The following is a 24,260-nucleotide window of genomic DNA, read 5'->3' as shown; positions in this document are numbered from 1 at the left end:
CCACGATCCGTCCGCAAGCCCCGTCAGAGGGAAAGATCCTGCTGATCCCAGATCACGGTCAGCGATTTCTCACCTACACGGATCAGGCGCGACAGGGTGGCCCCCGTCGCGACCGCATCCCCAACATCCACAGATTGCGCCACATCACCGGCGACTCGGGCCAGCGCGGTCATGCCAATCTGTTCGGCGATGGCCACCAATGACCGGGCGCATTTGCGCAGCCCGGCCCAGTCGCGCTGACGCCAAAATCGCTCGCAGTTTGACAGGCGCACGGCCAATTCCTCGACCGTACGGCACAAAACATCCAATGCGTTCTTGTCGCCCAATTGGTGATACAGCCCGTTCAAGCGGTCCGTATCCAGCCGAACGGTTTCCTTTTGTTCAAGCGTGACTATTTTATCCACCACATCTACCCCAATTCTCTACGCCCCCACGGCATAGTTGGACATTGGCGGTAGAATCCTTTGCAAAACCTTGCGTCGATGCTGGAAAATGGGTCGAATTTTCTGCGAATTCAGGTTACAGCAGCCGACAGACAAAAGAACGGGGACATGAGAATGGACTTAGCCAAACCTCTGCCGACCTATCTGGTCAAGCGGTACCACGGATGGAAAGCCACCACCTATTCGGAAAACCAGGTCTGGTATCGCCGCCTGGCCACTGAAGGGCAGCGCCCGCGTGCGATGGTGATTTCGTGCTGTGACAGCCGGGTTCACGTGACATCGATCTTCGGTGCCGATCAGGGCGAGTTCTTTATTCACCGCAATATCGCAAACCTTGTGCCGCCTTACGCACCTGATGGCGATCACCACGGCACCAGTGCGGCAATCGAATATGCGGTTACGGCGTTGAAAGTCGCGCACCTGATCGTTCTTGGCCATTCGCAATGCGGTGGCGTTCAGGGCTGCATTGACATGTGCAAGGGAAAAGCCCCGCAACTGGAGGCGAAAGAAAGCTTTGTCGGCCGCTGGATGGACATCCTGAAACCGAAATATGACTTGGTTGCCGATGTTGAAGACAGCGTCGATCAAGCGCGGCAGTTTGAACGGCAGGCAGTCGTGGCATCGCTGGAGAACCTGATGACCTTTCCCTTCGTTTCATCTGCGGTAGATGACGGCTCGCTGAGCTTGCATGGGCTGTGGACCGACATCGGTGAAGGTGGCCTGCAATGTTATGACCCGGCCGAGAAGAAATTCGTGGTTGTCTAAACGGGCTGACATCTGAGAGTTTTCGAATGGCGCGGATCAGATATCTGATTTCGCGCTATTTTTTGCTATGATCGAAAACACACTCTTTCGATCAGGAGCGCGTCATGCGATTCATAAAACGTATTTTCATCACTCTGCTTGTTCTTATTCTGGTTCTGGTTGGCGTGTCTTATCTTTTGCCGGGCAAGGCCGAACTGTCCCGCAGCATTACGATCAACGCACCCGCCAGGGCGATCTTTCCTTACGTGAATTCGATGCAGGAAACTGAAAAATGGTCACCTTGGTTGACGCGCGATCCCGAAACCCAGCTGTCCTACAGCGGCCCTGAGGCGGGCGTCGGCAACACCTTGAATTGGGCATCTGAACACCCGCAGGTTGGTACTGGGTCACAGGAAATCGTCGAAAGCGTTCCGGATCAAACCGTCAAAACAGCGCTTGATTTCGGTCCGATGGGGTCCGCATCGGCCTCCTTCGATCTGACTCCCGAGGGTGAACAGACTCAGGTGACTTGGGGGTTCGAATCCGATCTAGGCATGAACCCCATGTCACGCTGGATGGGTCTGATGATGGATAAATGGGTCGGAGGAGATTACGAGCGCGGTCTGACAAACCTCAAAGCATTGGTCGAGGAGCAGGGATAAATCAGGCGCTTCGATGCATTCGCGACGGCTGGGTTTGATCGGTCTGATCACCCCTCGGCTGGGGAAACAGCCCTTTGGTAAAGATGCCACGTGGTGTGGCCCAGAATCGGAAGGGTGAAGATCAGGCCTAGAAATGCAGGTAACATCGACAGCAACATCGTGACCGAGATAATCGCTGCCCAGCTGAGCATGACCACTGGGTTTCCGGTGACAACTCGGACGGATGTGATCATCGCGGAAATGAAGTTCGTCTCTCGGTCCAGCAGCATTGGCATGGCGACGACCGTTACCGAGAACAGGACTGCTGACAAAAGTGCGCCCACACAGGTACCTATGACAAGGAACGTCCAGCCCTGCGGCGTAAAGAAGACGATGTTCAGAAAACGGTCAAAATCAGAAAACGATGCATTTTGCAGCGTGATCGCCAGCCAAAGCCGTATTTGATAGGTCCATACCCAGAAAATGAACAGGGTTACAAAGGCCATCCAGCCCATTTCACGCTTTCGCTGGTTGGCCATGACGGTGAGGATATCAGACCATCCGAAATCCTCGTTGTTTTGCATCCGCCGAGACATCTCATAGAGCCCGGCGGCGGCAAAAGGCGCAACCAACGGAAAGCCAACAGCCGCGGGAATGATCATCCAGATTTTGCCAAGCCAGACCAGACACCAGACAAATAGAATCCCAAAAATTGCATAAAACAGGCCAAAAAAGCCGCTCATGACTGGGCGTGCCAGAAAATCAGCTAATCCGGCTTTTAGCGATGCGCTGATATCTGCCGCCGTCAATGTGTTCACCTCGGGCATGGCTTGCTGCTGCGGCGTCAGGTTGTCCGGGGGCGAGGACCCATTGGTGTTGGATGTCATGACACACTCCTCCAAAAGGACGGAATCGTACTTGTCGGTTCGACAACAGGCTTTGCGGCTAAAGTAGCCACTGCTGCGTATCGAAGTGTGTATCAGCTAAAGGACAAGAGCAAGGTTCCCGGGCGATCCTGGACGCCCTTCGAGGCAGCGAAGATTCCGCTGCCCGCCAAAAATAAACCCCACTGACAGCGCAGCAGGGTTTAAACAATCCGCAGCTTCGGGTCGGGGCTTAGCCCTTCTTCAGAACCTCACGGCCCAGCAGTTCCGCAATCTGCACCGCGTTCAGCGCTGCACCTTTGCGCAGGTTGTCCGAAACGCACCACAGGTTGATACCATTTTCCACGGTCGAGTCCTGGCGGATCCGGCTGATGAACGTGGCGAAATCGCCCGCGCATTCGATCGGCGAGACGTAGCCACCGGCCTCGCGCTTGTCGATTACCATGATGCCCGGTGCTTCGCGCAGGATATCGCGGGCTTCGTCTTCGTCCAGGAATTCCTCGAATTCGATGTTCACGGCCTCAGAGTGGCCAACGAAGACCGGTACACGAACGCAGGTGGCTGTGACCTTGATCGACGGGTCGACGATCTTTTTGGTCTCGACCACCATCTTCCACTCTTCCTTGGTCGAGCCGTCTTCCATGAAAACGTCGATCTGCGGAATTACGTTGAAAGCGATCTGCTTCTGGAACTTGTTTGGTGGCACGTCCGTAGTGGGATTATAGATCGCTTTGGTCTGATCCCACAGCTCGTCCATGCCTTCCTTACCGGCGCCAGACACCGACTGATAGGTCGACACGACGACGCGCTTGATGCGCGCGCGGTCATGCAGCGGCTTCAGCGCGACAACCATCTGCGCGGTCGAGCAGTTGGGGTTGGCGATGATGTTCTTGTTTTTGTAGTCGTGGATCGCCTGCGGGTTACATTCCGGTACGATCAGCGGAATGTCCGGGTCATAACGATAGAGCGACGAGTTATCGATCACCACGCAGCCGGCTTTGGCCGCCTTGGGGGCGTAGACCTTGGTCGCCTCGGACCCTACGGCAAACAGCGCCATGTCCCAGCCGGTGAAATCGAACGTGTCCAGATCCTTGGTAGTGAGTGTCGTGTCGCCAAAGCTTACTTCGGTGCCCAGCGAACGACGGCTTGCCAGAACAGCAAGTTCATCGACGGGGAACTGGCGTTCAGCCAGAATGTTCAGCATTTCGCGGCCCACGTTACCCGTGGCGCCGACGACTACGACGCGATAGCCCATTTCATGTCTCCAATGTTAAGGACGCGCGTTCATAGCCGCGTTGCAGCAAATAAAAAAGAGTTTTCGGGGTTTATTTCGCGCAAAGGCACCGATTTGACGTGGCGCATCGCCTCAGGTGTCGGTCAAAAGGCGTTCGTAGAGCGCGACAAGCGTCTTTGCCTCACCACTGATGTCGAAATTCTGCTCGACATGGGTGCGGGCTGCGATACCGGAATGGGCAAGGGATTCGCGGTCGGACAACATCTCGGCGGCGGCTTCGGCCAGCGCGGGGATATCACCAGGTTCGACCACTCGGCCCAGCGACGGGTCGGTGACGATCTCGGAGAACGCGCCTACATCGGTCGCAACAACCGGCACGCCGCAGGCCATTGCTTCCAGCGGCGTCAGGCCGAACCCTTCCCACCGTTGCGGGGCGATGAACAGGTCCAGCACCTGATACCATTCGGCGATCTGATCGACGGTCACCTCGGGCATGAACAGAATGCGGTCGGACAGGCCCGCCTCGGCGACCTTGTCTTTCAGTTCGGTCAGGAAGCTGGTGTGCTTTTCCGTGGCGCGGCCCATGACGATGCCATGGACGTCGTCAAAGCGGCCGCACAGTTCGATCATTGCATCGACGAAAGCATCGGTGCCCTTCTGGTGACGAATGCGGCCGTAGCAGCCCAGCAATAGACCATCTGGCAAACCCAGTCGCGCCCGAACAGCTGCTTTGTCTTCGGGCGGTGTGAAATCCTGCAAGTTGATGCCATGCATGATGACCTGCGCATCTCTCTCCAGATACTCGGCGGTTTTGCGCGAAGTCGCGACGACCGCGTCCATTTTGTCGATCAGCCATTTGGTGTAGCCGCTATGCGCGCGTTGCGAGGCGCTGGTGAACAGCAGCTTCAATCGCAGCCGCAGCACATTGCGCAGGATCAGGCCCAGCAGCATCTCTGTATTGCGGCGCGCGTGCCAGACGCGCAGTGTTTTGCGCGACAAAAAGGGCAGGCGGCCCAGCGGGATATGTGGGATGTCATCCGGCAGACCCGGCCCGGTGGCCGCGATGTCGATCCACTGCACTTGCAGCGGCACCAACCGGGCAATCGTCGCGGTCACACCCGAAAGTCTGCGTTTGAGGTTGGGGGCAATGACGCGCGGGTCTGACATGGACACTCCTGGCAGTTCCAGCGTTAGGCGACGCTGTCGCGGCTGAACAAATAGATCACGCAGCCGATGGCCAGCGTGACCGCAAAAAAGCCGAATATCGCTGTGTAGGGCGCGGTCGGGCTGATGTCCACCGTGGCGGCATGGATGCGGCCGGTGACGAATTGCGCCAGTCCTACACCGCCAATGCCGAAGAGGTTCAGCAGGGTCATGCCGCGCCCAACCAGATGCGGCGGAACAAAGGCCCGTCCATGAGCCATGATGACCGGGAAGCTGGCCCCCAGAAACCCGATCGCTGCCATCAGGACGACCGCCAGCCCAACTGCGTTGTCGACCCAAAGGCACATCAGAACCAGCCCCACTGTGCCCAGCGCGTTGCCGCCAAAGATCACCCATTTTCGCGTGCCCAGCATTCGATCGAGCGGCCCATACGCAAAGGTACCTGCAATCATCGCCGCCCCCATGATCAGGGTCGCTGTCCCGATCTGGGTGGTGCTAAGACCGAAGATATCGCTGAGGTATGGCCCGGCCCAAAGGCCGCGCGTTGCCGCCGACGGGGCATAGGCCACCAGCATCAGCGGCAAGATCGCCCACAGGGCGGGCTCTTTCAGCAGGTCCAGCACCGATCCCCTGTGTTCGGTCTCGACACGTTTGGGATCATGCACGCTGAACCAGATGCCCAACGCGATCGCAGCGGAAAAAACGGCCAGCGTCCCCATCGTGGCCCGCCATCCCATCAGCTCGACCGCCAGCGCAGTAGGGTACGAGGCAACCAGATTGCCGACCGATCCAACGCCCAGCATGACAGCCGCCAAAGTGGCGAAGCGGGCAGGTGGGAATTCGCGGGCGAAGATATAGTAAGATGCCATCAACACCGGTGAGCAGCCGACCCCGATCAATCCCATGGCGATGGCGATGTGAAAAGGGGAGCTGGATAGGGCAAACAATGCCGCTCCGCCGGCACCACCGACCAGCAGCAAGACCGCCGCCGTCAGGCGCGGTCCAACCCGGTCCAATGCCCAGCCTACGGGCAACTGCATGGCGGCAAAGATCAGAAACCAAAGACCTGACGCAAAGGCCAGGTCCTCGGGTGTGGCCCCGATATCGCGCCCCAGATCAACACTGAGAACCGCGAGAAAGGCGCGAAAGAACTGGCTGAGCACATAGCCCAGGCACAACACCACCAGACCTGCCTTCATGAAAACCTTCTCCCCCAAACCGGCGAAGAAATGCTTGGCACGTCACGGTGCCACACACAAGCGCGTGTGCTATACTGATTTTGCCGGACAGTGATCACATTCGGGCTATCCTTGTCCTTACCGAATATCCGAGGTGCCAATGAAAGACGCCCAGGCCGCGTTCTATGACAGTCTTCCCCTGTTGCGGGACTTTACCCGTTTGGTGGACCCGGCGCGTTTCTCTGCTGTTCCGGGCGATTGGGCGTTGGGCGTGGCAGATATCGTCGACTCCACCGGTGAGATTGCAAAAGGGCGCTACAAGACGGTGAATATGGTCGGCGCGGCGGTGATCTCGGCCATGATCAATGCGCTCCACGGCAAGGAGTTCCCTTATGTTTTTGGCGGCGACGGCGCCGGATTCGCCGTGCCCGCAAGTGAGATCGACACCGCCAAAGCGGTACTGGCGGACCTCAGGCGCTGGGCGGAAGAAGAATTCTCGATCTCGCTGCGCGCGGCGTTGGTTCCGGTTGCCGAAATTCGTAAGGCAGGAAAGGACCTGCGGGTCGCGCGTTATGCGCCGTCTGATGGGGTGGATTACGCCATGTTCTCGGGTGGGGGGTTGGCCTGGGCTGAGGCGCAGATGAAGGCTGGTACCTTTATGGTGCCGCCTGCCAAACCTGGTGCACAGCCCGACCTAACCGGTTTGTCCTGCCGGTGGTCCAACAGCAAGGCACGCAATGGTCAAATCGTCTCGGTCGTCGTTCAGCCCACAGCAAATGCGACCGAGAGTGACTTTGCGGATTTGGCCCGCTCGGTTCTGTCAGCTTCGGAGGGGTTGGAGCGTTCGGGTCATCCAGTACCAGAAGATGGCCCGCCGATCAGCTGGCCACCGCCGGATGTTGGCCTGGATGCCCGCGTATCACGAGCTGGGAACAATTTGTTGCTGCAGCGGATCAAATTGCTGGGCCAGAACTTTTTGATCGCCCTGTTGTTCACATCGGGCAAACGGTTGGGCAATTTCGAACCCGGCCATTACAAGCGCATGGTCAGCCGCAACGCCGACTACCGTAAATTCGATGATGGGCTGAAAATGACACTGGATTGTGACGCTGCCACGTTGACGCAAATCCAGATGATGCTTGAACAGGCACGCGGACAGGGCAAGATCCGCTATGGGCTGCATGCGCAAGACGAGGCAATGATGACCTGTATCGTCCCCTCGGCTACGCGCGACGATCATGTTCACTTTGTGGATGGGGCATCGGGTGGTTATGCGCAGGCCGCGGCCACCATGTACGCCTGACGCGCTATTTCGCCTTCCATTTCGCCGCCAGCGCCCGGGATGCCTGCGCCAGCAACATCACATCAATGCCGACCGCAAGAAACTGTGCGCCCATTTCATAATAGGCTTGGCTGGCCTCGTCATTGGTGCCCAGAATGCCGGGCGCTTTGCCCGCGGCCCTGATCCTTGTGATGGCATCCGCAATGACAGCGCGCACTTCCGGCGCTGCGCTGTTTCCTTGATATCCCATGTCGGTGGACAGATCCGCTGGGCCAATAAACACTCCGTCGATGCCTTCAACCATCAGGATATCATCTAGCGCAGCCATACCGGCGCGGTTTTCCACCTGAACCAAAAGGCAAATTTGATCGTCTGCAGATTGAATGTACTCGGAGATCGAGCCGTACATTGTCGCCCGGGCCGCACCGGCCCCTACGCCGCGCACGCCAGTTGGGGGATAGCGGCAGTCCCGAACCAATTGTCGCGCCTGATCGGCGGTTTCGACCATCGGTACCAGAACGGTTTGCGCGCCGGCATCCAGCACCATCTTGATCAAAGCGGTGTCGCCAACCGGAACCCGCACCACCGGGTGCGAGGCACAGGCCGCCAACGCCATAAGCTGATCACGGATTGATCGGATATCGTTCGGCGCGTGTTCACCATCAATGACCAGCCAGTCGAATCCGGCGGTGCCCATAATTTCGGCAGTGATGGATTCGGCAAAACTCATCCAGCAGCCTATCTGCCGATCACCCTGTATTAGAGCCTGTTTGAAGCTGTTTTTTGGGACTGGCATGGCCGGACCTCCTGTTTATGTCAGTGTGCGGGCGATTTCGGTTATGACGTCATAGGCCATTCGAACATCGTCTTCGGTGGTTTCGAACTGACCGGCCTGAAACCGGATCACCAGATCGCCATCCACGCGGGTTTGCGTCAAATAGATGCGGCCGTCGTCATTGATGGCGTTCACCAGGCGCAGGTTCAAATCGTCCAGGTCTGTTTGGCCCGTCGGTGCATAGCGGAACGTCCACAAAGACCACATAGGCTGAGTTACGATTTCGAAATCCGCCTCTGCCGCCAACCGGTCATGCAGCGCCACGGACCAGTTCACGTGATTGCGCAGGCGTTGGCGCAACCCTTCCAGCCCATATGTCCGGATCACGAACCATAGCTTGAGCGCCCGGAACCGACGGCCAAGTGGCACAGACCATTCCGAATAGTTGATGATACCGTCCTTGCCATGGGTCTTGAGGTATTCAGGGCTGATCGCCAGCGTCTGCACCAGATCATCGGGGTCTTTCAGGAAATGCGCACAGCAATCGAACTGCACACCCAGCCATTTATGCGGGTTGAAAACGATACTGTCGGCCTGATCCACGCCAGGCCAGTAGTGGCGGTATTCCGGGCAGATCATGGCCGATCCGGCCCAGGCCGCATCTACGTGGGAGTAAAGCCCGTATTCCTGGGCGATCTTCAAACATTCATCTACGGGATCCGTCGCCCCCGTTCCTGTACCGCCAACGCAAAGGATGACGCCCGCGGGATGCAAACCAGAGTCTAAATCGGCCTGGATCGCTGCCTCCAGTGCTGCGGGATCCATCCCGCGCCAATCTCCCTTGATCGGAATCCGAACCAGATTGTCTTGCCCGATCCCCGCAACCCAAATGGCACGATCGACTGACGTGTGCACTTCGGCCGAGCAATAGACGCGCAGGGGTTTTTGCCCAAAAAGACCCTGTTGATTTCCCTGCCACTTCAACGCCTTCTCGCGCATCGTTAGTACAGCAGCCAATGTCGCTGACGAGGCGGAGTCCTGAATAACGCCAGCGAATCCCCCGGGCAGGTCCAGCGCGTGGCGCAACCAGTCCATCATCCGTGTTTCCATCTCGGTCGCAGCCGGTGACGTTTGCCACAACATACATTGCGGTGCGATGGCGCTGACCAGAAACTCGGCCAGGACCGATGGGGCAGAGGCGTTCGAATTGAAATAGGCAAAGAACCTTGGATGTTGCCAATGGGTGATCCCCGGCATCACGATCTGTTCGAAATCCTGAAACACGTCCTCCAGTGACTGTGCGTGCTCGGGCGGCAGCGCGGGCAAGGCATTGAGGATATCCCCCGGCTCAGTCCGGGCGCGGACGGGTTTGTCACCTACAGTCAGGTGGTAATCCTGCGTCCACTCGGCAATTCGTTTGCCCCAATCCGAAAACTCATCCCACTTCATCTTAACCCTCAGATTTCTGCCAACCCCGGGATCGGACCGGGACTTAGTTTCTTTGCGCGTCCAGTGATCGTCATTCTGAAGAAAACGTCAATATTAATTGCTTTGTTTACTAATTTTGAGATGCGGCTCGAAGCTGCGATGTGCCTAAAAGGGTAGTATATTGCGCGTTCAAGTTACTGATATCATAACTAAAATTCTTGGACAGTTGCAGTTTGATCCAATTTGGGCAAAAATTCCAATATGACCAGAGACCTGCCTAATACGTCCCGCTCATTGCCGATTGCACTGCTGCGGGCGCGCGAAAGGGTCATGGGGCCCATTCGAAATATGCTGGCTGATGCGGGAGTTACGGAACAGCAATGGCGCGTTCTGCGTGTTCTGAAAGAAGAAGGCCCTCAAGAGCCAACGCATATAGCGGATCGATCGTGCCTTTTGCTACCCAGTCTGACGCGCATTCTGCAAAAACTGGAAGCCAAGGATTTGATCCGGCGCCGGGTCCATCCCGAGGATAAGCGTCGTCAGATCATCGATATCACGGCCAAAGGCGAAAAGATCATCCAAGACAACATGCAGGTGACACTACGTTTGGCTGAAGAGATCAAGACCCAGCTAGGCCCGGATCGGCACGAAGCGCTGCTGGACCTGCTGAACGATCTGCATGATCTGAAGACCTGATCGCACGTCGCGCATGCAAAGGCTTTTGTCCCCGCCAGAGAAGTATGGGTATCCTCTGGCGGGGTGGCCAGACTTTGACTGGACTGCGTGTCTGGCCCGTGGCCGGATGGATTTATCCGGCTCACACCTCAGAGAAACGGCCACCTGAAAATAAGCGGACATCCGGACGCAAAGACCGTGTGGGGGTACAGGTCTTTGGCCGTCGCTCTCTGATTCAGTTGCACCCGACTACAGGCAAATCACCTGATCAGCGACGGGTGGATTTCGGATCTCGCCGGGGAATGAGTGTCTAAACGATGGTGGCGTGATCCATGATACAACCAAAGGTAGCGCGCACCCAAGGCTTTCCAAGGCAAAACTTTGAATTGTGAACAGCCGGCCACGGGGCTAGTTCGCGTGATGGTGATGCCTGGCGCGAACCTGCATGGCTTGTTCAACTGGTCCCGCCAACTTAGAAACAAGCTGCAAGTTGCAGTTAGGGGGCTTTGATACCGGACAGCTTTTTTTTCCTTACCCGACCCGATTTCGATCCCGGTTGAGGGTGAATTGTCGACCTATCCTGTGGGACGCATTTTTTGTGTTGGCCGCCATTATGCGGCCCATGCGGCCGAAATGGGAAATGAAGTCGATCGTCAGGCGCCTTTCTACTTTAAAAAATCTGCCCCGAACGCGGTTCTGTCGGGTGCAACCGTGCCTTATCCGCCTGGAACTGAGAATTTTCACCACGAGATGGAACTGACGGGCGCGATCGGTAAACCCGTTTTCCGTGCGACGCGTGCCGATGCGCTGGATGCGGTTTATGGCTATGGTTGTTCGTTGGACATGACGCGCCGTGACCTGCAAGTCCGCGAACGGAATAAACAGCGCCCGTGGCATTTGGGCAAGGATCTGGAAAACGGCACTGTGTTGGCCGCTTTGACCCGCAGGGCAGATTGGTCCCCGGACGACAATAAACGCATCTATCATAACGCGAACGGGGAAACGCGACAGGACGCGACGCTGGAAGAGCTGATCTGGAAGATAGATGAGGTCATCTGCCATTTGTCCGGATACTATCACCTGCGGCCCGGTGATCTGATCCTGACTGGTACACCGGCTGGAGTTGGCCCGGTGTTGGCGGGCGATTTCCTGGAAGGCGGGATAGACGGGTTACAGTCTATCAGCCTGAGTCTGATCTGAAAAAAAGACCCTATTTAGGGTCATTTAACCAATCACGGGCGAATTCCACGTTGTCCAGCCCGGCAAATCGTCGGACTCGGTCGAGCTCTGACTGCAACCTTTTGGTTCTGGCATCGGACCAGCGCACGGATCGTTCCGGCCATAAGGCGCTGATTTGCAGTACCCCGCAATCCCGGTTGGCTTTCATGTCAATCCGCCCGATCAATCGGTCGCCCTCAAGCAACGGGAACACATAGTAACCGTAAGTGCGCTTTGGGGCAGGTACAAAAACCTCGATGCGATAGTGAAAGCCGAACAACCGTTCGGCACGGTTACGGTCGCGCAGCATGGGATCAAATGGGCTAAGGACCCGAATGCGGCCTGGGGGACGGGGTGCAGCCTCTGCATCCTCGGAAATGGTTGGTCGGGCGATCACTTTGCGCAGCTTGCCGTCCGCGCAAGTCACCTCGATCGCTTCCAATTTTCCCTGAATTAGACCCTGTTCACACCAAGATTTTGCCTCGCTTGTCGTGACAGTATCCCAAAACGCAGCCAATTCGCCCGAGGTTGCAAACCCCAACCGATCAAGCGCCGCGTTGCACAGCCAATCCACCGTCTCCTCGGCATCACAGGGCATATTGCCCAGGCAAAGATGCGTTTCGATCACCCGCTCAGTTAGATCATAGCGCTTTTGAAATCCTTGCCGCCCTATGACCGTCAGTGCGCCCGAGCGCCAAAGAAACTCCAGCGCCGTTTTTGACGGATGCCAGTCCCACCAGCCGCCGGACCCCTTTTTCTCGTCCTTGCCAACATCGGACGAGGATACTGGCCCGTGATCCCGTATATGTTGCAGAACGGTTGCAAATCGCTGCTCGAACCCGTCGCGGCGCCAGTTTTTCCATCGGGACTTCAGCAGATCTGCATCGCGCTGAAACCGCAAATGCCAGTGCGGATAAAACGCCATCGGAATGACAGCGGCGTCATGGGTCCAGTGTTCAAACAGTGCCCTGTCGCTTTCGTACAAGCGTTTGAGATTGCCTGCGCGATAGGATGGGCGCCGCGAAAACAGGATCATGTCATGGGCGCGCGCAACCGTGTTGATGCTGTCCAATTGCACAAAGCCAAGACGATGGATCAGGTCCAGCAATTCCGCGCCTTTTGCGCCGCCCGATGGCGGCTCGGCCAATGCATGACGATCCATGAACAGCGCGCGAGCTGTTCGGTTGTCCAGCCGTTGCAGCACCACGCGTTCAGCGCCGCTTTAGGGTGTCGCCAAAGCTGATCTTGGGGGTCAGGGTCACACGCGTGTCGACCTCGGCATTGGGATCAGCCAATTGCGCCGCGATGATCTCTGCGGCTGTGCGTCCGATCTCCAACCTGCAGGCGTCCATTGTGGCCAGCTTGCGCGGCAGACCCTGCAAAAGCTCGACGTTATTGAACCCGGCCAGGCCGATCTGTCCCGGCACATCAATACCCTGATCCAGCAGATACAGCAGCCCACCTGCACCGATCATGTCGTTGGAGTAATAGAGGAAATCCAGATCGGGGGACCGTTCCAGCATGGTCTGGGTCATCTCACGCCCTTTGGCCAGAGCTGATCCGCCAGAGTAGAATTCGCGATCCTCGATCTCAACCCCGTGTTTGCCCAGAACTTCGGTGAAGCCTTCGAACCGTTTGCGCGCCCGGTGATCCAGCGGCATTTTGGTGCCCATGAACCCGATATGCTCATAGCCCGCCTTCAGGATCGCCTGCGCCATTTCGCGCCCGGCACGGCGATGGGAAATCCCAACCATCGCGTCGACCGGTTTGCCGTCGGTGTCCATGATCTCGACCACTGGAATACCTGCGGAATCCAACATGGCGCGCGCGGCCTCGGTGTGTTCGAGGCCAGCAATGATCACTCCGGACGGCCGCCACGAGAGCATCTCGTACAGCACTTTTTCTTCTTTTTCCGGCATATAGTCGGTGACGCCCACTACCGGTTGCAACTCGGTGTCTTCCAGCACCTGATTGATACCTGTCAGAACCTCGGGGAAGACCATGTTCGACAGCGAGGGGATAATCACCGCCACCAAATTCACCCGGCTGGAGGCCAATGCGCCTGCGATTTTGTTTGGCACATACCCCAGCTCTTTCGCGGCGGCCAAGACGCGGGTGCGTGTGGCGTCCGAAACATCGCCCCTGTTCCGTAGAACCCGACTGACCGTCATTTCCGACACTCCGGATGCTTCCGATACATCACGAAGGGTAAGCGGGCGTTTGGTTTCTGTTGTCACTGAGGCACCTGCGATGTTGTTTTGCCCGATGGTAGCGTGAACAGCGCAAGTTTTACAACCGTCGCGCAAAGGTCATGGCGACCCTGAAAAACCCGGTTAGAAAGAGCCGTGCGCGGGTCCGTGGCTTAACCGGATAGAGCAGCCCCCTCTTAAGTGCTCACGAATCCTGTCTTAATGACAGGCAAGCATGCCAAAGTGCTATAAACTGGCCGTATAGATCAGGCGACGCGTGATAACACTCTGCCAGACATCGACAACACAGCACAAAAACGTAATGGAAATTCGACCGCACAACCAATTTCCATTTCTACTTTAGCATCATGCATATTGAGGATTTAGTGTGGGGTTTTTAACCGAAAATCATAAAAAAGAGAGGTTGATCAGCGGTAAAAATTGGGTAGATGCTTTTAACCTCACGTTAACAGCTAAGTCTGTTGTTTTTTTCTTTCAATTTCACGAAAGTGAGGTTTCGTCGCCTTAATTGGGTCATCATTTTTAGAGAAAACCCGAGCAATCAATATCGTTTAAGTTGAGAATCCCTAATGACTGCTACTACATTTGTCGCAAGACCGCCTGCATCCTCCCCCCTCAGTGCAATTCAAGGTACGCGCGCATATGGCGATGGCAACCCTGCGACCGTTACCACGATTACATACCATTTCGGGAATTTCCTAGATACACGGACGTGGACTTCAGAGTACAAAGCCGAGTTTCGTGCGGCGCTCGCTGCGATAGAAGCTGTGGCGAACATCAGATTTGTCGAAACTCCATTTTTTGGGTCGGCTGATCTGGTGGAAGCTATCGCGCCGGCGACATTTTTTGATTCACCGAATGTTCTTGGGTTTCATTCCACCCCATCCGATGGGGTCTCTGTTGGCGCCTTCAACACGAATTTCTGGACAGCCGGTTTTAACAGCAACGGCGACCCGGGTGGATTCTTCTTTACGACATTGCTGCACGAATTGGGCCACGCGCTTGGGTTAGGTCATCCACAGGATGATGGTCTGGGCACGACGGTTATGGCCGGGGTTACCGCGCCTTTTAACTCATTTGGTGTCGGCGGCCTTAATCAGGGTGCCTACACAGTCATGTCATACAATGACGGCTGGACCTCAAAGAACGGAACTCTCCCGGCAAATGCGACTTATGGTGGGTCGACCGGGTTAGGTGCTCTGGACATCGCGGCGCTTCAGGCCATGTACGGTGCGAACACCTCGACCAACTCGGGGAATAATACATATGTCATCCCGTCCGCGAACGTCGCAGGTGTCGGATATCAGGCTATCTGGGACACCGGCGGTTATGACTCGTTCTGGTATCAGGGTAGTGCGAACGCAAGAATCGACTTGCGCCCGGCGACACTGGATTACACTGACACCGGTGGCGGTGTAATTTCGTTTGCCGAAGGAGTAAAAGGCGGCTTTACCATCGCGCAGGGTGTTGTGATCGAAAACGCCTATGGCGGTGCAGGTGACGATCTGATCTTTGGCAACAATGCCCAGAACATTTTGCGCGGCAACAGCGGCCACGACACGTTCCAGTCACTTTCGGATGGAAGCGATAACTCAATCTTCGGCGGGTACGGTAACGACTTGATTTACGTCGCGGTCAGCACCGGTGCAGATCAGGTATTTGGCGAACAAGGCAATGATGTTGCCGTTATTTCAAGCAATGCCGGATCTTTTTCCGGCGGAACCGGCACAGATATCGCTAGGTTTGTCAGTGCGCTGAGCGGTTATCTGTTCATTAGTAACGGTTCGACTTACCAGTTTCTGAACATCGTCACGCGTATCACGTTTTCGGTTTCAAGTGACGTGGAGCTGATCCAATTCCAGAACGGTTTGATTCAGTATGACCGATCGAGCATCATAAACGCGACACAGCTTTCGGATATCGACACTACGGGATTGACACTGAAGCACGCAAATCAGGGTGTCTATGTAGTGGATGCGGGCAACTCGAACGTCGGTGTGACTTTGAATGGTCAGGCGGTCGGACAAAACTCGATTGCAGGTTGGCAAGCTGTTCAGACCGAAGTGTATTTAAGTGGCTATAAACTGCTTTGGAAGCACGCAAGCGGAGCATTCAGCGAGTGGTACATCAACAGCGCGGGTCAGTTTGTCGCCAGCGCCGGCATCCAAAACATTGTCGACTTCGAAACATACTACAATGTCGATCTAAATAACGACAGCCGGACAGGTCACTTCTCGACCGTTGTTGAAAACACGGGGGGCACTTCGCTCTTTTCGTCCACTCATGAAGTTTATCTTCTGAACGACAATATTGGCTTGACCCTGAACGGCGGCCTTATCGGTGCTAACAGCATTGCCGGTTGGCAAGCGGTTCAGGCCGAAGCCATCGAAGGTGGTTTCAAGGTGCTGTGGAAAAATGGGGACGGTGCGTACAGCGAATGGACCGTTAACAGCGCAGGTCAGTTTCAAGGCAGCAACGGGGTCGGAAATGTCATCGACGTCGAGGCGTTCTACAATGTCGATCTGAATAACGACGGTCGGACTGGACACTTCTCAACCCTTATCGAAAATGACGGGGACACGTCTTTCTACTCGTCGACCCATGGCGTTTATCTACTGAACGACAATATTGGACTGACCCTGAACGGCGGGCTGGTCGGCCCCGGTACTATTGGTGGTTGGGATGCGATTCACGCCGAAGCCTCTGGCGAAAACTATAAGGTGCTTTGGAAGAATGCGGACGGCGCTTATAGCGAATGGACCGTCAATAGTGCTGGCCAGTTTATTGGCAGTAACGGGGTTGGAAATGTCATCGACGTCGAGGCGTTTTACAATGTCGATCTGAATAACGACGGTCGGACTGGACACTTCTCGACGCTTATCGAAAACGACGGGGACACGTCTTTCTACTCGTCGACCCACGGCGTTTATCTACTGAACGACAATATTGGACTGACCCTGAACGGCGGGCTTGTCGGCCCCGGTACTATTGGTGGTTGGGATGCGATTCACGCCGAAGCCTCTGGCGAAAACTATAAGGTGCTTTGGAAGAATGCGGACGGCGCTTATAGCGAATGGACCGTCAATAGCGCTGGCCAGTTTATTGGCAGCAACGGGGTCGAAAATATCATCGACGTCGAAGAGTTCTACAACGTCGATCTGAATGATGACGGCCGGACCGGACATTTCAATACCATTATTGAAACTAACGGATCCACCACGCTCGCCTCATCAACGCGTGATGTTTATCTGATCCATAACTCGATCGAGCTGACGCTGAATAATGGAGCCAAAATCGGCCCCAACAGCTTCCCCGGTTGGCAAGCGCTTCATGCCGAGGCAATTGAGGATGGCTTTAAAGTACTGTGGAAGAATGAGGATGGCGCGTTTAGCGAATGGACGGTTTCCGTTACCGGAGAATTTGTTAGCAGCGTGGCTATTGCGGAGGTAATCGACGTTGAAAGCTTCTATCAATACGATCTGAACGGCGATGGTAACCTTGGGTATGAAGAGCCAAGGCTGAGTCCGTTCTTGCCAACGGCAGGGCTTGCGGTAAGCGCCAAGAAAGTTTCGGACAACGCGCTTCTGGAGGAACCTGCTGATCTTCTCAAATTCGCTTCTGACCTCTTGCCGGCGGACGAAATTGAAGATGATTTTTCTTTGTTGTTCTCAAGCCGATCTGAACTGTCTGGTAGCGAAGGGTTCGAGCGGCAAGCTGGGTCTCTTTTGAAGGAGTTCGAAGGCATTGAAGACGATGATCTGGTGATTTCAACCTTGTTAGAAGACGACGCCTTTCTTCTGTAAAAGCAATGATGAAGCTAACGTCAGTCCCGCCGGTTTTGGCGGGGCTGTTTGGCGCAGAGCTGGAACGGCGAGAAGTAAAAATGTCGTATCTGTTTGGGATAGCTGACGTTCTGAAGCTGCGTAGGGTATCCTGATTTAAACCGTCGATGTAGGCAACGCTTAGATCAACGCGCGCCCTATCTTTCAAAAAGCGAGGGCTCAGGCCCCTTGGAATGCGTTCACTGATCGAATAAGCAAGGCTAAATGAACCGTTTCTGTGTTCTCAAATCGTCTGCTGTAAGACAATCTGACCTGTTGTTTTTCAAAAGACGGCCCCGTGGCTCAACTGGATAGAGCAGCCCCCTCCTAAGGGGCAGGTTGCAGGTTCGAATCCTGCCGGGGTCGCCATTTGGTTCTTCTTTAAACTGTGATGTCATACCGGGAATTCGCGCGTGGCTGTACTATCTAACGATGCGCCTGTTTCAGCTTTATTGGACGTTCGCGTGATGCTGTGGCCGGGTTTTAAGCCAACTTAGGCGCAAGGCTTCGAAAGCTGACGGGTGCAGTAACTAAAACTAGGTGAAATTTCGTATCAACGGTGTATTAGACGTCGGTACAGCCAGATTAGTGTGAAGAAGCGAGCATGACTGTGCAATCATCAAACAAAAAAAGCCCGATCGTCGAGAACATTAATCAACAGCTTTCCAATATAGAAGCCAACGAAGAAGTAGCCGAAATTGATATCTGTCTGACTTTCGACCGGAAATTTGTTCCTCATGCTGCCGTCACTTTGTTGTCGGCCATCCGTTCAGTTGGGAGCGAGTGCAAACTGAATGTGCATATTCTTCACGTCGATGACATAGATGATCGATCCCGGAGTTCGCTCGAAGGGTTGTCGCAGCGTGCCAACATCCTGTGGCATCGGGTTGATGGTGACCGATTTGACAGCCTCCCTGACAACCGTGAGCATATATCAAGGGCAACCTACATTCGCCTGCTCATTCCAGAAATTCTACACAAGGTTGCCGACCGGGTAATCTACTTGGATTGTGATACGATCATAACCGATCGATTGAGTATATTATGGGCGACCGATATTGGCACTTCGCCGATTGCTGCAGCCCCGGATGAGGGCGGCGTTACACAAGCTGAGCGCCTTAACTTTTCCAAAACGGCTTTCTATTTCAACGCAGGGGTACTGATTTTCAATCTGAATGCGATCGATCCCAAGAAATTCGCCGCCAAGGTTGAAGAGACGGTCTCGCGTACGGATGTCGAGGTCGAACTACAGGATCAGGACATTCTGAACCTGATGTTCGAGGGACAAACGGCAAAACTGGATCTGCGGTGGAATGCGAATACGCGCTTGTACACCCTCAACAAATTAGAGCCGGCCTATACGCCGGAAGAAGCAAAAATTGCCAGAATTTCGCCCGGCATCCTGCACTTTACCGACAACAGAAAACCGTGGAATTCAAACTGCAACCATCCCTTGCGAGAGCTCTATTGGGATCTTCGCAACCAGACGCCATGGCAGGAAACATCCAGCGAGCGATTGCGCCGAAAAATAATAGATTTCGCTCGTAGCCGATTCAGTAAGTCACGCAAGATGGTCAGCGCAGACAACTAGTGGAGCCTGATATAGAAACGGCAATCGCCAGCGTGGTTGTCAACCACGCTGCGTTTTTGGGAACCCGCTCTGATTCAGTCGTTTTTTGGCTGCATCATTTTGTCTTCCAACAGTAGTCTCAGATAGTCGGCGTACTGCGTTTTCTTGAAGATTTCGGCTCTTTCAGCCAGAACAGAACTATCGATCCAACCTTGCACCCATGCTATTTCGTCGGGGCTTCCGGCCTGCATCCCTTGCCGTTCCGTGAGTGTACGCACAAAGTTGCCGGCATCCAGAAGGGACGCGTGCGTTCCGGTGTCAAACCAAGCAAAACCACGCCCTAGTGATTGAACATTCAATAGGTCGTCCGCCAAGTATGTTTCCAAAAGCGTAGTGATCTCCAGTTCCCCGCGCTCAGACGGCTGGATACCACGGGCCCGTTTGGGAGCGTCTCCATCCAGGAAATACAGACCTGTTACGGCATATCTTGATGGAGGGTTTTTGGGCTTCTCAACTATGTGACGTACCTTGTCGCCATCAAAATCCACGACGCCATAACGTTCGGGGTCAGCAACCCGATAGGCGAAAACCGTTCCACCTTCAGTATGATTGTTCGCGGCGTCCAGGAGCTCGGGCAATGCGTGACCAAAGAAAATGTTGTCGCCCAGGATCATTGCAGATGGCGCACCGTCCAGAAAATCCTCGGCAAGCAGATAAGCTTGGGCAAGCCCGTCCGGCGAGTCCTGAACGATCCAGGTCAGGTCTAGCCCGTATTGGCTTCCATCTCCCAAAAGTCTTTGAAACTGGGCTTGGTCTTGCGGCGTAGTGATAATCGCGATTTCCCGAATACCCGCCAGCATAAGAACGCTAAGGGGGTAATAGATCATCGGTTTATCGTAGATCGGCAATAGCTGTTTCGAAACAGCCATTGTGATTGGGTACAAGCGCGTACCCGAGCCGCCAGCCAGAATAATGCCCTTACGTTTCATTTTCTTTCCTTTGTAATTGCTGTGATCGATCCGCCGGAAATTTGGCGAATTTCACATATTCTGCAAAAATGATGTTAGCCGGAAGAACCCAAACGCTGACCCACACCCGTACGGGATTTGAGGTTTTCCAACCAGTCCGCATTTTCAAGGTACCATTGAACAGTCTGTTCCAATCCTGTCTCTGGCGTGTGAGATGGGCGCCAGCTCAACTCTTCACTAATGCGTGTCGCATCAATTGCATAGCGCTTGTCGTGGCCTGGGCGATCTTTCACAAACGTGATCAGTTCGGAATAGGGAGCAGCTGCAGGTCTCAAGCGATCCAGGACCCCACACAGCTTTTCAACCAGCTCCAGATTGGTCATCTCGTTTTCGCCGCCGATATTGTAACTGCGGCCAAGTTCGCCTTTTTCCAAGACCAAAAGAAGGGCTCCGGCATGATCTTCGACATGTAGCCAGTCGCGAATATTATCGCCTTTTCCATAGATCGGAATAGCCTCGCCGGCCAAAGCCTTGAGGATCACCACCGGGATCAGTTTTTCGGGAAACTGAAATGGCCCGTAATTGTTAGAACAGTTGGTCATCACAATCGGCAGCCCGTAGGTTTCATGCCATGCACGTACCAGGTGATCTGACCCGGCTTTGGAAGCCGAATATGGAGAGTTCGGTTGGTAGGGGCTGTCTTCAACAAAGAATCCGGTTGTCCCAAGTGAACCAAATACCTCGTCGGTTGAGATATGATGAAAACGAAATCCTTCTGGCCGACCCTGCGATACCCACCAGTGGCGGGCTGCTTCTAGCAGCCGATAGGTTCCGACAATATTGGTTTCGACAAATGCGCCCGGACCGTCAATTGAACGGTCTACGTGGCTTTCAGCGGCAAGATGCATGATCGCGTCAGGCTTATGCTGTTCAAGTAACTCCAGCATTCTAACGCCGTCGCATATGTCGGCTTTTTCAAAAAAGTGGTTCGGGCTTTGGGCGATGCTGGCAACATTTTCGGTGCATGCCGCATAGGTGAGTGAATCAACGTTGATCACAGAATGACCGCTACGGATTGCCAGGCGCACCACTGCCGAGCCGATAAACCCCATTCCGCCTGTTACCAGTATTTTCACGTCACTACCTCGTTCATGTGTGGGCTGTATGATCGCACGATTGCTTCCGTGCAAAAGAAATTTAATACGTTGCTAAATCTGGCAGGAAACTTGGAAGCAGCAAAGATACCCCCGCCGGACTTTTTATGTAAGCTTTCTCATAACACGCTGCCAACTGCTACTGTTTCAAATAGCTTTCTGATCTCTAGGTTCCTTCAGTAAGGTTGACAATAGCGATTGGAGTTATGTCCTGAGACGACGGCATCGCAACGGCGCACCGCTGTAATTTAACCAGGTGCCCATTACAAAAAGGGTCAATTGCTTGAATCGCATAACCTGACAAATTGAGGGCGGATCGCAATCGGATGTGGACAATATGTGGCATTCTTTGCTGGCGCGGATTACCGCCGATCTTTTTAGATTAATGTCGTTCTATGAGTGTGAAATAAATCCAAATCCGAAAAACCGTGGAAGAGATTGCCATCAGCCATGCCAACAGGGTTTTGAACGGTTGCCAAGGTGTACAGATCATCCAGCCTGTCTAAGAAGACGTCCCTACGAGAGTCATTATTCAGGCTTTCAAATTGCCGTGCTGCGGTGATTTTGCGGTCACCATTTGCGTCCATCAAATCCAAAACCTGGTCAATGAACTCGTCGTCCGTCCGGGTATATTCGGGTTGATCGATCAGATAGTCCATTTGCCCGATAAAGGTCTTTCTGGAAACCACCGGAAGACCATTGCTGATATAGTCCATAGCAGCGGTGCAGCCGTTTTCTGGCAGGGTGTCCAGTGCAACATCCGCTGCTTTCAGGTAGCTCTTGAACTGGGCTTCGTCGCAAGCAAGAATTGGAATCACCCGCTGGAGGTCGTGCGCGTCGCATCCGACGGCGATCAATTGTTGTCGGCAGAAGGTCTCTGACACACCAACAAGAAGTATCCAAATCCGGTTGTTTCGCCTAAGTATTTTCTTGACCGTTTCGAAGAAGTTCAAATCCAGAAACGGCTGGAATTTGTATTGCGATGCCGACGCAATCGCGATTTTGGCTTCTTTTGGAATCGAAAATTGGTCGCGGCTGAAACCTTGATCAGTGCTTGCCCCTTTGTTTTGGACGGACAGAGGGATCCCCAGTCGCTTGCTGTTTGAAATACCGCGTCTTGTCCCGGTCAACGCTCTTCCCCAGCTACGGGTTTCCGCAACCGCATGCGCCACCTCCATTCCGACTGAGAAACGATGATCGGCATGATTGTAAAAAATCACGGGCACAGGAAAAGAGGGCAGCCCGAATGCGAGGGACGGCACAATATCGTGCATATGAATGTGCAGAACAACGAATGCGTACCCAAGCGCAATGGACTTGAGTTCCTCGGCGCGTGTTCCGATCGATTTCTTGTCACGTAACCTATGTACTGTTCCACCTGCATTGGTCACGACGTCGTTCAATAGTTTTGGAACCGGCTGGGTACCCTGTTCCGTCAGAACCACGGATTGTGAACGCTTTTCACCATCCAAGGCTATCCAGCGTTCCACGACGCGTGTGTGCCCTCCCCATGGAAAGGCTGTGCTCATAACGTGCAAAACACCAGAACGGTCGGTTTTCCCCGGATTGATTGGCGGCCTTATCGTTTTGGCCAATTCGGAGAGGGCGGCCTCCAGTTCGCGCGACCGATAGACACCGGCACCGGTGCCATTGGCAAAATGCGCTGCCACCTCTATGGCCTTCATTTTCTTAGAAGGCGTTTTAATGGCGGCAAGTTCAAAACAAATACGTTCAAACTTTTGGGCGTTCGCAATCGTCCTAGATAGCAATTCACGCCGTGAATGCATTCAACGCCTCGCAAACATCACGCACGTCTTCATCCGACATTGTCGGATCAATTGGCAACGACAGCACTTCTTCATGAATGGCTTCCGTTAGGGGAAAGGAAAGATCGGCCAGTTCAGCATATGCAGCCTGCTGGTGGGGCGGTATGGGGTAATGAACCAGAGTTTGGACACCGCGTTCTTTCAGGTGTTTCTCAAGCAGGTCGCGATGTTTCGTGCGAATGACAAACAAATGCCAGACGCTGGTCAGTGCATCGCTTGGGAATTCCGGCAACGTCACGTGATTGCTTTTGATGCCATCACAATAAGCGCGCGCGATTTCGCGGCGTCGCGCGTTTTCATCGTCAAGGTATCTCAGCTTGACCCGGAGAATGGCAGCCTGAAGCTCATCCAGTCTGGAATTTCGGCCTTTGGCTTCATTTACATATTTTTTCCGCGAACCATAGTTCGACAACATGTCCACTTTTGCCGCCAGGGCATCGTCATTTGTCACGACGGCACCGCCATCTCCTAAGGCGCCGAGGTTTTTACCTGGATAAAAGGAAAACGCCGAGATATCGCCAAAGTTTCCTGCTCGTATTCCATTAAAAGTTGCGCCATGGGATTGCGCGCAGTCTTCGATGACGAACAATCCGTGTTCCTTGGCAAATTCGCATATGGCTGGCATGTCCGCCAATCGCCCATATAGATGCACCGCCAGAATTGCCCGTGTTTTGGGCGTCAGTGCTTCAGCCAGCCCGTTCTTCGACAGGTTAAAGGTATTGGGATCCGGCTCAACCAGAACGGGCGTCAAACCAACTCTGGATATGGCAAGGACGGTCGCAATGTAGGTGTTGGCTGGAACTAGGACTTCTGCACCGGCGTCCAAATCCAATGCATCCAGACAAAGCTCTAGTGCATCCAGGCCGTTGCCTACTCCGATTGCATGCTGAGTGCCGCAGTACTCGGCGAATTCCCGACAAAAATCCTGATACTGTGTACCACGTACGTACCATCCGCTAGCGAGAACGTCTTGCATAGCCTGAGCGATTTCTTCGCTGTGGCGTGCGTTAATCTCTTTCAAATTCAAAAAGCTGATCATAGCGTC

The 24,260-nt window shown here is 54.5% G+C and carries 20 protein-coding genes and 1 tRNA gene; 8 read left to right on the top strand and 13 right to left on the bottom strand.

Annotated elements, in window-relative coordinates; genetic code table 11:
* Nucleotides 1–23 precede the first annotated feature (23 nt).
* Complete coding sequence (locus AC2FJE_RS05575) at nucleotides 24–404, bottom strand: hypothetical protein (protein WP_058279209.1); 381 nt, start codon at nucleotides 402–404, stop codon at nucleotides 24–26.
* Nucleotides 405–557: 153 nt separating this feature from the next.
* On the opposite strand from AC2FJE_RS05575, the gene AC2FJE_RS05570 reads away from it, so the two are divergent.
* Nucleotides 558–1,208 (top strand): carbonic anhydrase, encoded by a 651-nt coding sequence (locus tag AC2FJE_RS05570; protein WP_282119743.1) that lies wholly within the window; start codon nucleotides 558–560, stop codon nucleotides 1,206–1,208.
* Nucleotides 1,209–1,312: 104 nt separating this feature from the next.
* Nucleotides 1,313–1,849 (top strand): SRPBCC family protein, encoded by a 537-nt coding sequence (locus tag AC2FJE_RS05565; RefSeq protein WP_496760744.1) that lies wholly within the window; start codon nucleotides 1,313–1,315, stop codon nucleotides 1,847–1,849.
* Between the two features lie 47 nt (nucleotides 1,850–1,896).
* Here AC2FJE_RS05565 and AC2FJE_RS05560 read toward each other — a convergent pair whose 3' ends face one another.
* The 4 genes from AC2FJE_RS05560 to AC2FJE_RS05545 all read right to left on the bottom strand — a co-directional run bounded on the left by AC2FJE_RS05560 (nucleotide 1,897) and on the right by AC2FJE_RS05545 (nucleotide 6,309).
* Nucleotides 1,897–2,715 (bottom strand): DUF2189 domain-containing protein, encoded by an 819-nt coding sequence (locus tag AC2FJE_RS05560; protein WP_496760743.1) that lies wholly within the window; start codon nucleotides 2,713–2,715, stop codon nucleotides 1,897–1,899.
* A gap of 229 nt (nucleotides 2,716–2,944) precedes the next feature.
* Nucleotides 2,945–3,967, bottom strand: a complete 1,023-nt coding sequence (locus tag AC2FJE_RS05555; protein WP_282119740.1) for an aspartate-semialdehyde dehydrogenase — start codon at nucleotides 3,965–3,967, stop codon at nucleotides 2,945–2,947.
* A 111-nt stretch (nucleotides 3,968–4,078) separates the two neighbouring features.
* Nucleotides 4,079–5,113, bottom strand: coding sequence for a glycosyltransferase family 4 protein (locus AC2FJE_RS05550; protein WP_496755474.1), 1,035 nt, complete (start codon nucleotides 5,111–5,113; stop codon nucleotides 4,079–4,081).
* Between the two features lie 23 nt (nucleotides 5,114–5,136).
* A complete protein-coding gene (locus AC2FJE_RS05545; protein ID WP_496755473.1) occupies nucleotides 5,137–6,309 on the bottom strand; it encodes an MFS transporter in 1,173 nt (390 codons plus the stop codon).
* 139 nt (nucleotides 6,310–6,448) lie between these two features.
* Between AC2FJE_RS05545 and AC2FJE_RS05540 the strand changes: the two genes are divergently transcribed.
* A complete protein-coding gene (locus AC2FJE_RS05540; RefSeq protein WP_496755472.1) occupies nucleotides 6,449–7,591 on the top strand; it encodes a DUF3095 domain-containing protein in 1,143 nt (380 codons plus the stop codon).
* Nucleotides 7,592–7,595: 4 nt separating this feature from the next.
* Here AC2FJE_RS05540 and AC2FJE_RS05535 read toward each other — a convergent pair whose 3' ends face one another.
* Together AC2FJE_RS05535 and AC2FJE_RS05530 are read right to left on the bottom strand one after the other, a co-directional pair.
* Nucleotides 7,596–8,366, bottom strand: coding sequence for an HpcH/HpaI aldolase family protein (locus AC2FJE_RS05535; protein ID WP_496760742.1), 771 nt, complete (start codon nucleotides 8,364–8,366; stop codon nucleotides 7,596–7,598).
* 15 nt (nucleotides 8,367–8,381) lie between these two features.
* Complete coding sequence (locus AC2FJE_RS05530; protein ID WP_496760741.1) at nucleotides 8,382–9,794, bottom strand: pyridoxal phosphate-dependent decarboxylase family protein; 1,413 nt, start codon at nucleotides 9,792–9,794, stop codon at nucleotides 8,382–8,384.
* A gap of 240 nt (nucleotides 9,795–10,034) precedes the next feature.
* On the opposite strand from AC2FJE_RS05530, the gene hpaR reads away from it, so the two are divergent.
* Together hpaR and AC2FJE_RS05520 are read left to right on the top strand one after the other, a co-directional pair.
* Nucleotides 10,035–10,469, top strand: coding sequence for a homoprotocatechuate degradation operon regulator HpaR (hpaR, locus tag AC2FJE_RS05525; protein ID WP_058275072.1), 435 nt, complete (start codon nucleotides 10,035–10,037; stop codon nucleotides 10,467–10,469).
* 522 nt (nucleotides 10,470–10,991) lie between these two features.
* Nucleotides 10,992–11,648, top strand: coding sequence for a fumarylacetoacetate hydrolase family protein (locus AC2FJE_RS05520; protein ID WP_496760768.1), 657 nt, complete (start codon nucleotides 10,992–10,994; stop codon nucleotides 11,646–11,648).
* A 10-nt stretch (nucleotides 11,649–11,658) separates the two neighbouring features.
* On the opposite strand, the gene AC2FJE_RS05515 is transcribed toward AC2FJE_RS05520, so the two are convergent.
* Nucleotides 11,659–12,873, bottom strand: a complete 1,215-nt coding sequence (locus AC2FJE_RS05515; RefSeq protein WP_496760740.1) for a winged helix-turn-helix domain-containing protein — start codon at nucleotides 12,871–12,873, stop codon at nucleotides 11,659–11,661.
* A gap of 4 nt (nucleotides 12,874–12,877) precedes the next feature.
* Nucleotides 12,878–13,903, bottom strand: coding sequence for a LacI family DNA-binding transcriptional regulator (locus AC2FJE_RS05510; protein WP_108860587.1), 1,026 nt, complete (start codon nucleotides 13,901–13,903; stop codon nucleotides 12,878–12,880).
* Nucleotides 13,904–14,445: 542 nt separating this feature from the next.
* On the opposite strand from AC2FJE_RS05510, the gene AC2FJE_RS05505 reads away from it, so the two are divergent.
* From AC2FJE_RS05505 to AC2FJE_RS05495, 3 genes are all read left to right on the top strand, one after another.
* The gene (locus AC2FJE_RS05505) at nucleotides 14,446–17,679 is read left to right on the top strand and encodes a M10 family metallopeptidase C-terminal domain-containing protein (RefSeq protein WP_496760739.1); all 3,234 of its coding nucleotides are present in this window, start codon (nucleotides 14,446–14,448) and stop codon (nucleotides 17,677–17,679) included.
* Between the two features lie 310 nt (nucleotides 17,680–17,989).
* Nucleotides 17,990–18,066, top strand: a tRNA-Arg gene (locus tag AC2FJE_RS05500).
* Nucleotides 18,067–18,301: 235 nt separating this feature from the next.
* On the top strand, nucleotides 18,302–19,288 hold the full coding sequence (locus AC2FJE_RS05495) for a glycosyltransferase family 8 protein (RefSeq protein ID WP_496760738.1): 987 nt from the start codon (nucleotides 18,302–18,304) through the stop codon (nucleotides 19,286–19,288).
* Nucleotides 19,289–19,362: 74 nt separating this feature from the next.
* On the opposite strand, the gene rfbA is transcribed toward AC2FJE_RS05495, so the two are convergent.
* The 4 genes from rfbA to AC2FJE_RS05475 form a co-directional block, all read right to left on the bottom strand.
* Nucleotides 19,363–20,256, bottom strand: a complete 894-nt coding sequence (gene rfbA, locus AC2FJE_RS05490) for a glucose-1-phosphate thymidylyltransferase RfbA (RefSeq protein WP_496760737.1) — start codon at nucleotides 20,254–20,256, stop codon at nucleotides 19,363–19,365.
* Between the two features lie 74 nt (nucleotides 20,257–20,330).
* Nucleotides 20,331–21,371 (bottom strand): dTDP-glucose 4,6-dehydratase, encoded by a 1,041-nt coding sequence (gene rfbB / locus AC2FJE_RS05485; RefSeq protein ID WP_496760736.1) that lies wholly within the window; start codon nucleotides 21,369–21,371, stop codon nucleotides 20,331–20,333.
* Nucleotides 21,372–21,766: 395 nt separating this feature from the next.
* On the bottom strand, nucleotides 21,767–23,176 hold the full coding sequence (locus tag AC2FJE_RS05480; protein ID WP_496760735.1) for a hypothetical protein: 1,410 nt from the start codon (nucleotides 23,174–23,176) through the stop codon (nucleotides 21,767–21,769).
* A complete protein-coding gene (locus tag AC2FJE_RS05475; RefSeq protein ID WP_496697473.1) occupies nucleotides 23,160–24,254 on the bottom strand; it encodes a DegT/DnrJ/EryC1/StrS family aminotransferase in 1,095 nt (364 codons plus the stop codon). The genes AC2FJE_RS05480 and AC2FJE_RS05475 overlap by 17 nt, the downstream gene beginning before the upstream one ends.
* Nucleotides 24,255–24,260: the final 6 nt, after the last annotated feature.

The organism is Ruegeria sp. CDSC002 (assembly GCF_059610905.1).
Note: the sequence above shows the minus strand (reverse complement) of the source record. Positions and strands in the feature narration are given on the sequence as shown.

Bases quoted from the DNA above. Each gene is read 5' to 3' on its own strand.
- AC2FJE_RS05535 (WP_496760742.1), bottom strand. From the start codon at position 8,366: ATGCCAGTCCCAAAAAACAGCTTCAAACAGGCTCTAATACAGGGTGAT.
- AC2FJE_RS05550 (WP_496755474.1), bottom strand. From the start codon at position 5,113: ATGTCAGACCCGCGCGTCATTGCCCCCAACCTCAAACGCAGACTTTCG.
- AC2FJE_RS05505 (WP_496760739.1), top strand. From the start codon at position 14,446: ATGACTGCTACTACATTTGTCGCAAGACCGCCTGCATCCTCCCCCCTC.
- AC2FJE_RS05480 (WP_496760735.1), bottom strand. From the start codon at position 23,176: ATGCATTCACGGCGTGAATTGCTATCTAGGACGATTGCGAACGCCCAA.
- AC2FJE_RS05540 (WP_496755472.1), top strand. From the start codon at position 6,449: ATGAAAGACGCCCAGGCCGCGTTCTATGACAGTCTTCCCCTGTTGCGG.
- AC2FJE_RS05560 (WP_496760743.1), bottom strand. From the start codon at position 2,715: ATGACATCCAACACCAATGGGTCCTCGCCCCCGGACAACCTGACGCCG.
- AC2FJE_RS05545 (WP_496755473.1), bottom strand. From the start codon at position 6,309: ATGAAGGCAGGTCTGGTGGTGTTGTGCCTGGGCTATGTGCTCAGCCAG.
- AC2FJE_RS05565 (WP_496760744.1), top strand. From the start codon at position 1,313: ATGCGATTCATAAAACGTATTTTCATCACTCTGCTTGTTCTTATTCTG.
- AC2FJE_RS05475 (WP_496697473.1), bottom strand. From the start codon at position 24,254: ATGATCAGCTTTTTGAATTTGAAAGAGATTAACGCACGCCACAGCGAA.
- hpaR (WP_058275072.1), top strand. From the start codon at position 10,035: ATGACCAGAGACCTGCCTAATACGTCCCGCTCATTGCCGATTGCACTG.
- AC2FJE_RS05530 (WP_496760741.1), bottom strand. From the start codon at position 9,794: ATGAAGTGGGATGAGTTTTCGGATTGGGGCAAACGAATTGCCGAGTGG.
- AC2FJE_RS05495 (WP_496760738.1), top strand. From the start codon at position 18,302: ATGACTGTGCAATCATCAAACAAAAAAAGCCCGATCGTCGAGAACATT.
- AC2FJE_RS05555 (WP_282119740.1), bottom strand. From the start codon at position 3,967: ATGGGCTATCGCGTCGTAGTCGTCGGCGCCACGGGTAACGTGGGCCGC.
- rfbA (WP_496760737.1), bottom strand. From the start codon at position 20,256: ATGAAACGTAAGGGCATTATTCTGGCTGGCGGCTCGGGTACGCGCTTG.
- AC2FJE_RS05570 (WP_282119743.1), top strand. From the start codon at position 558: ATGGACTTAGCCAAACCTCTGCCGACCTATCTGGTCAAGCGGTACCAC.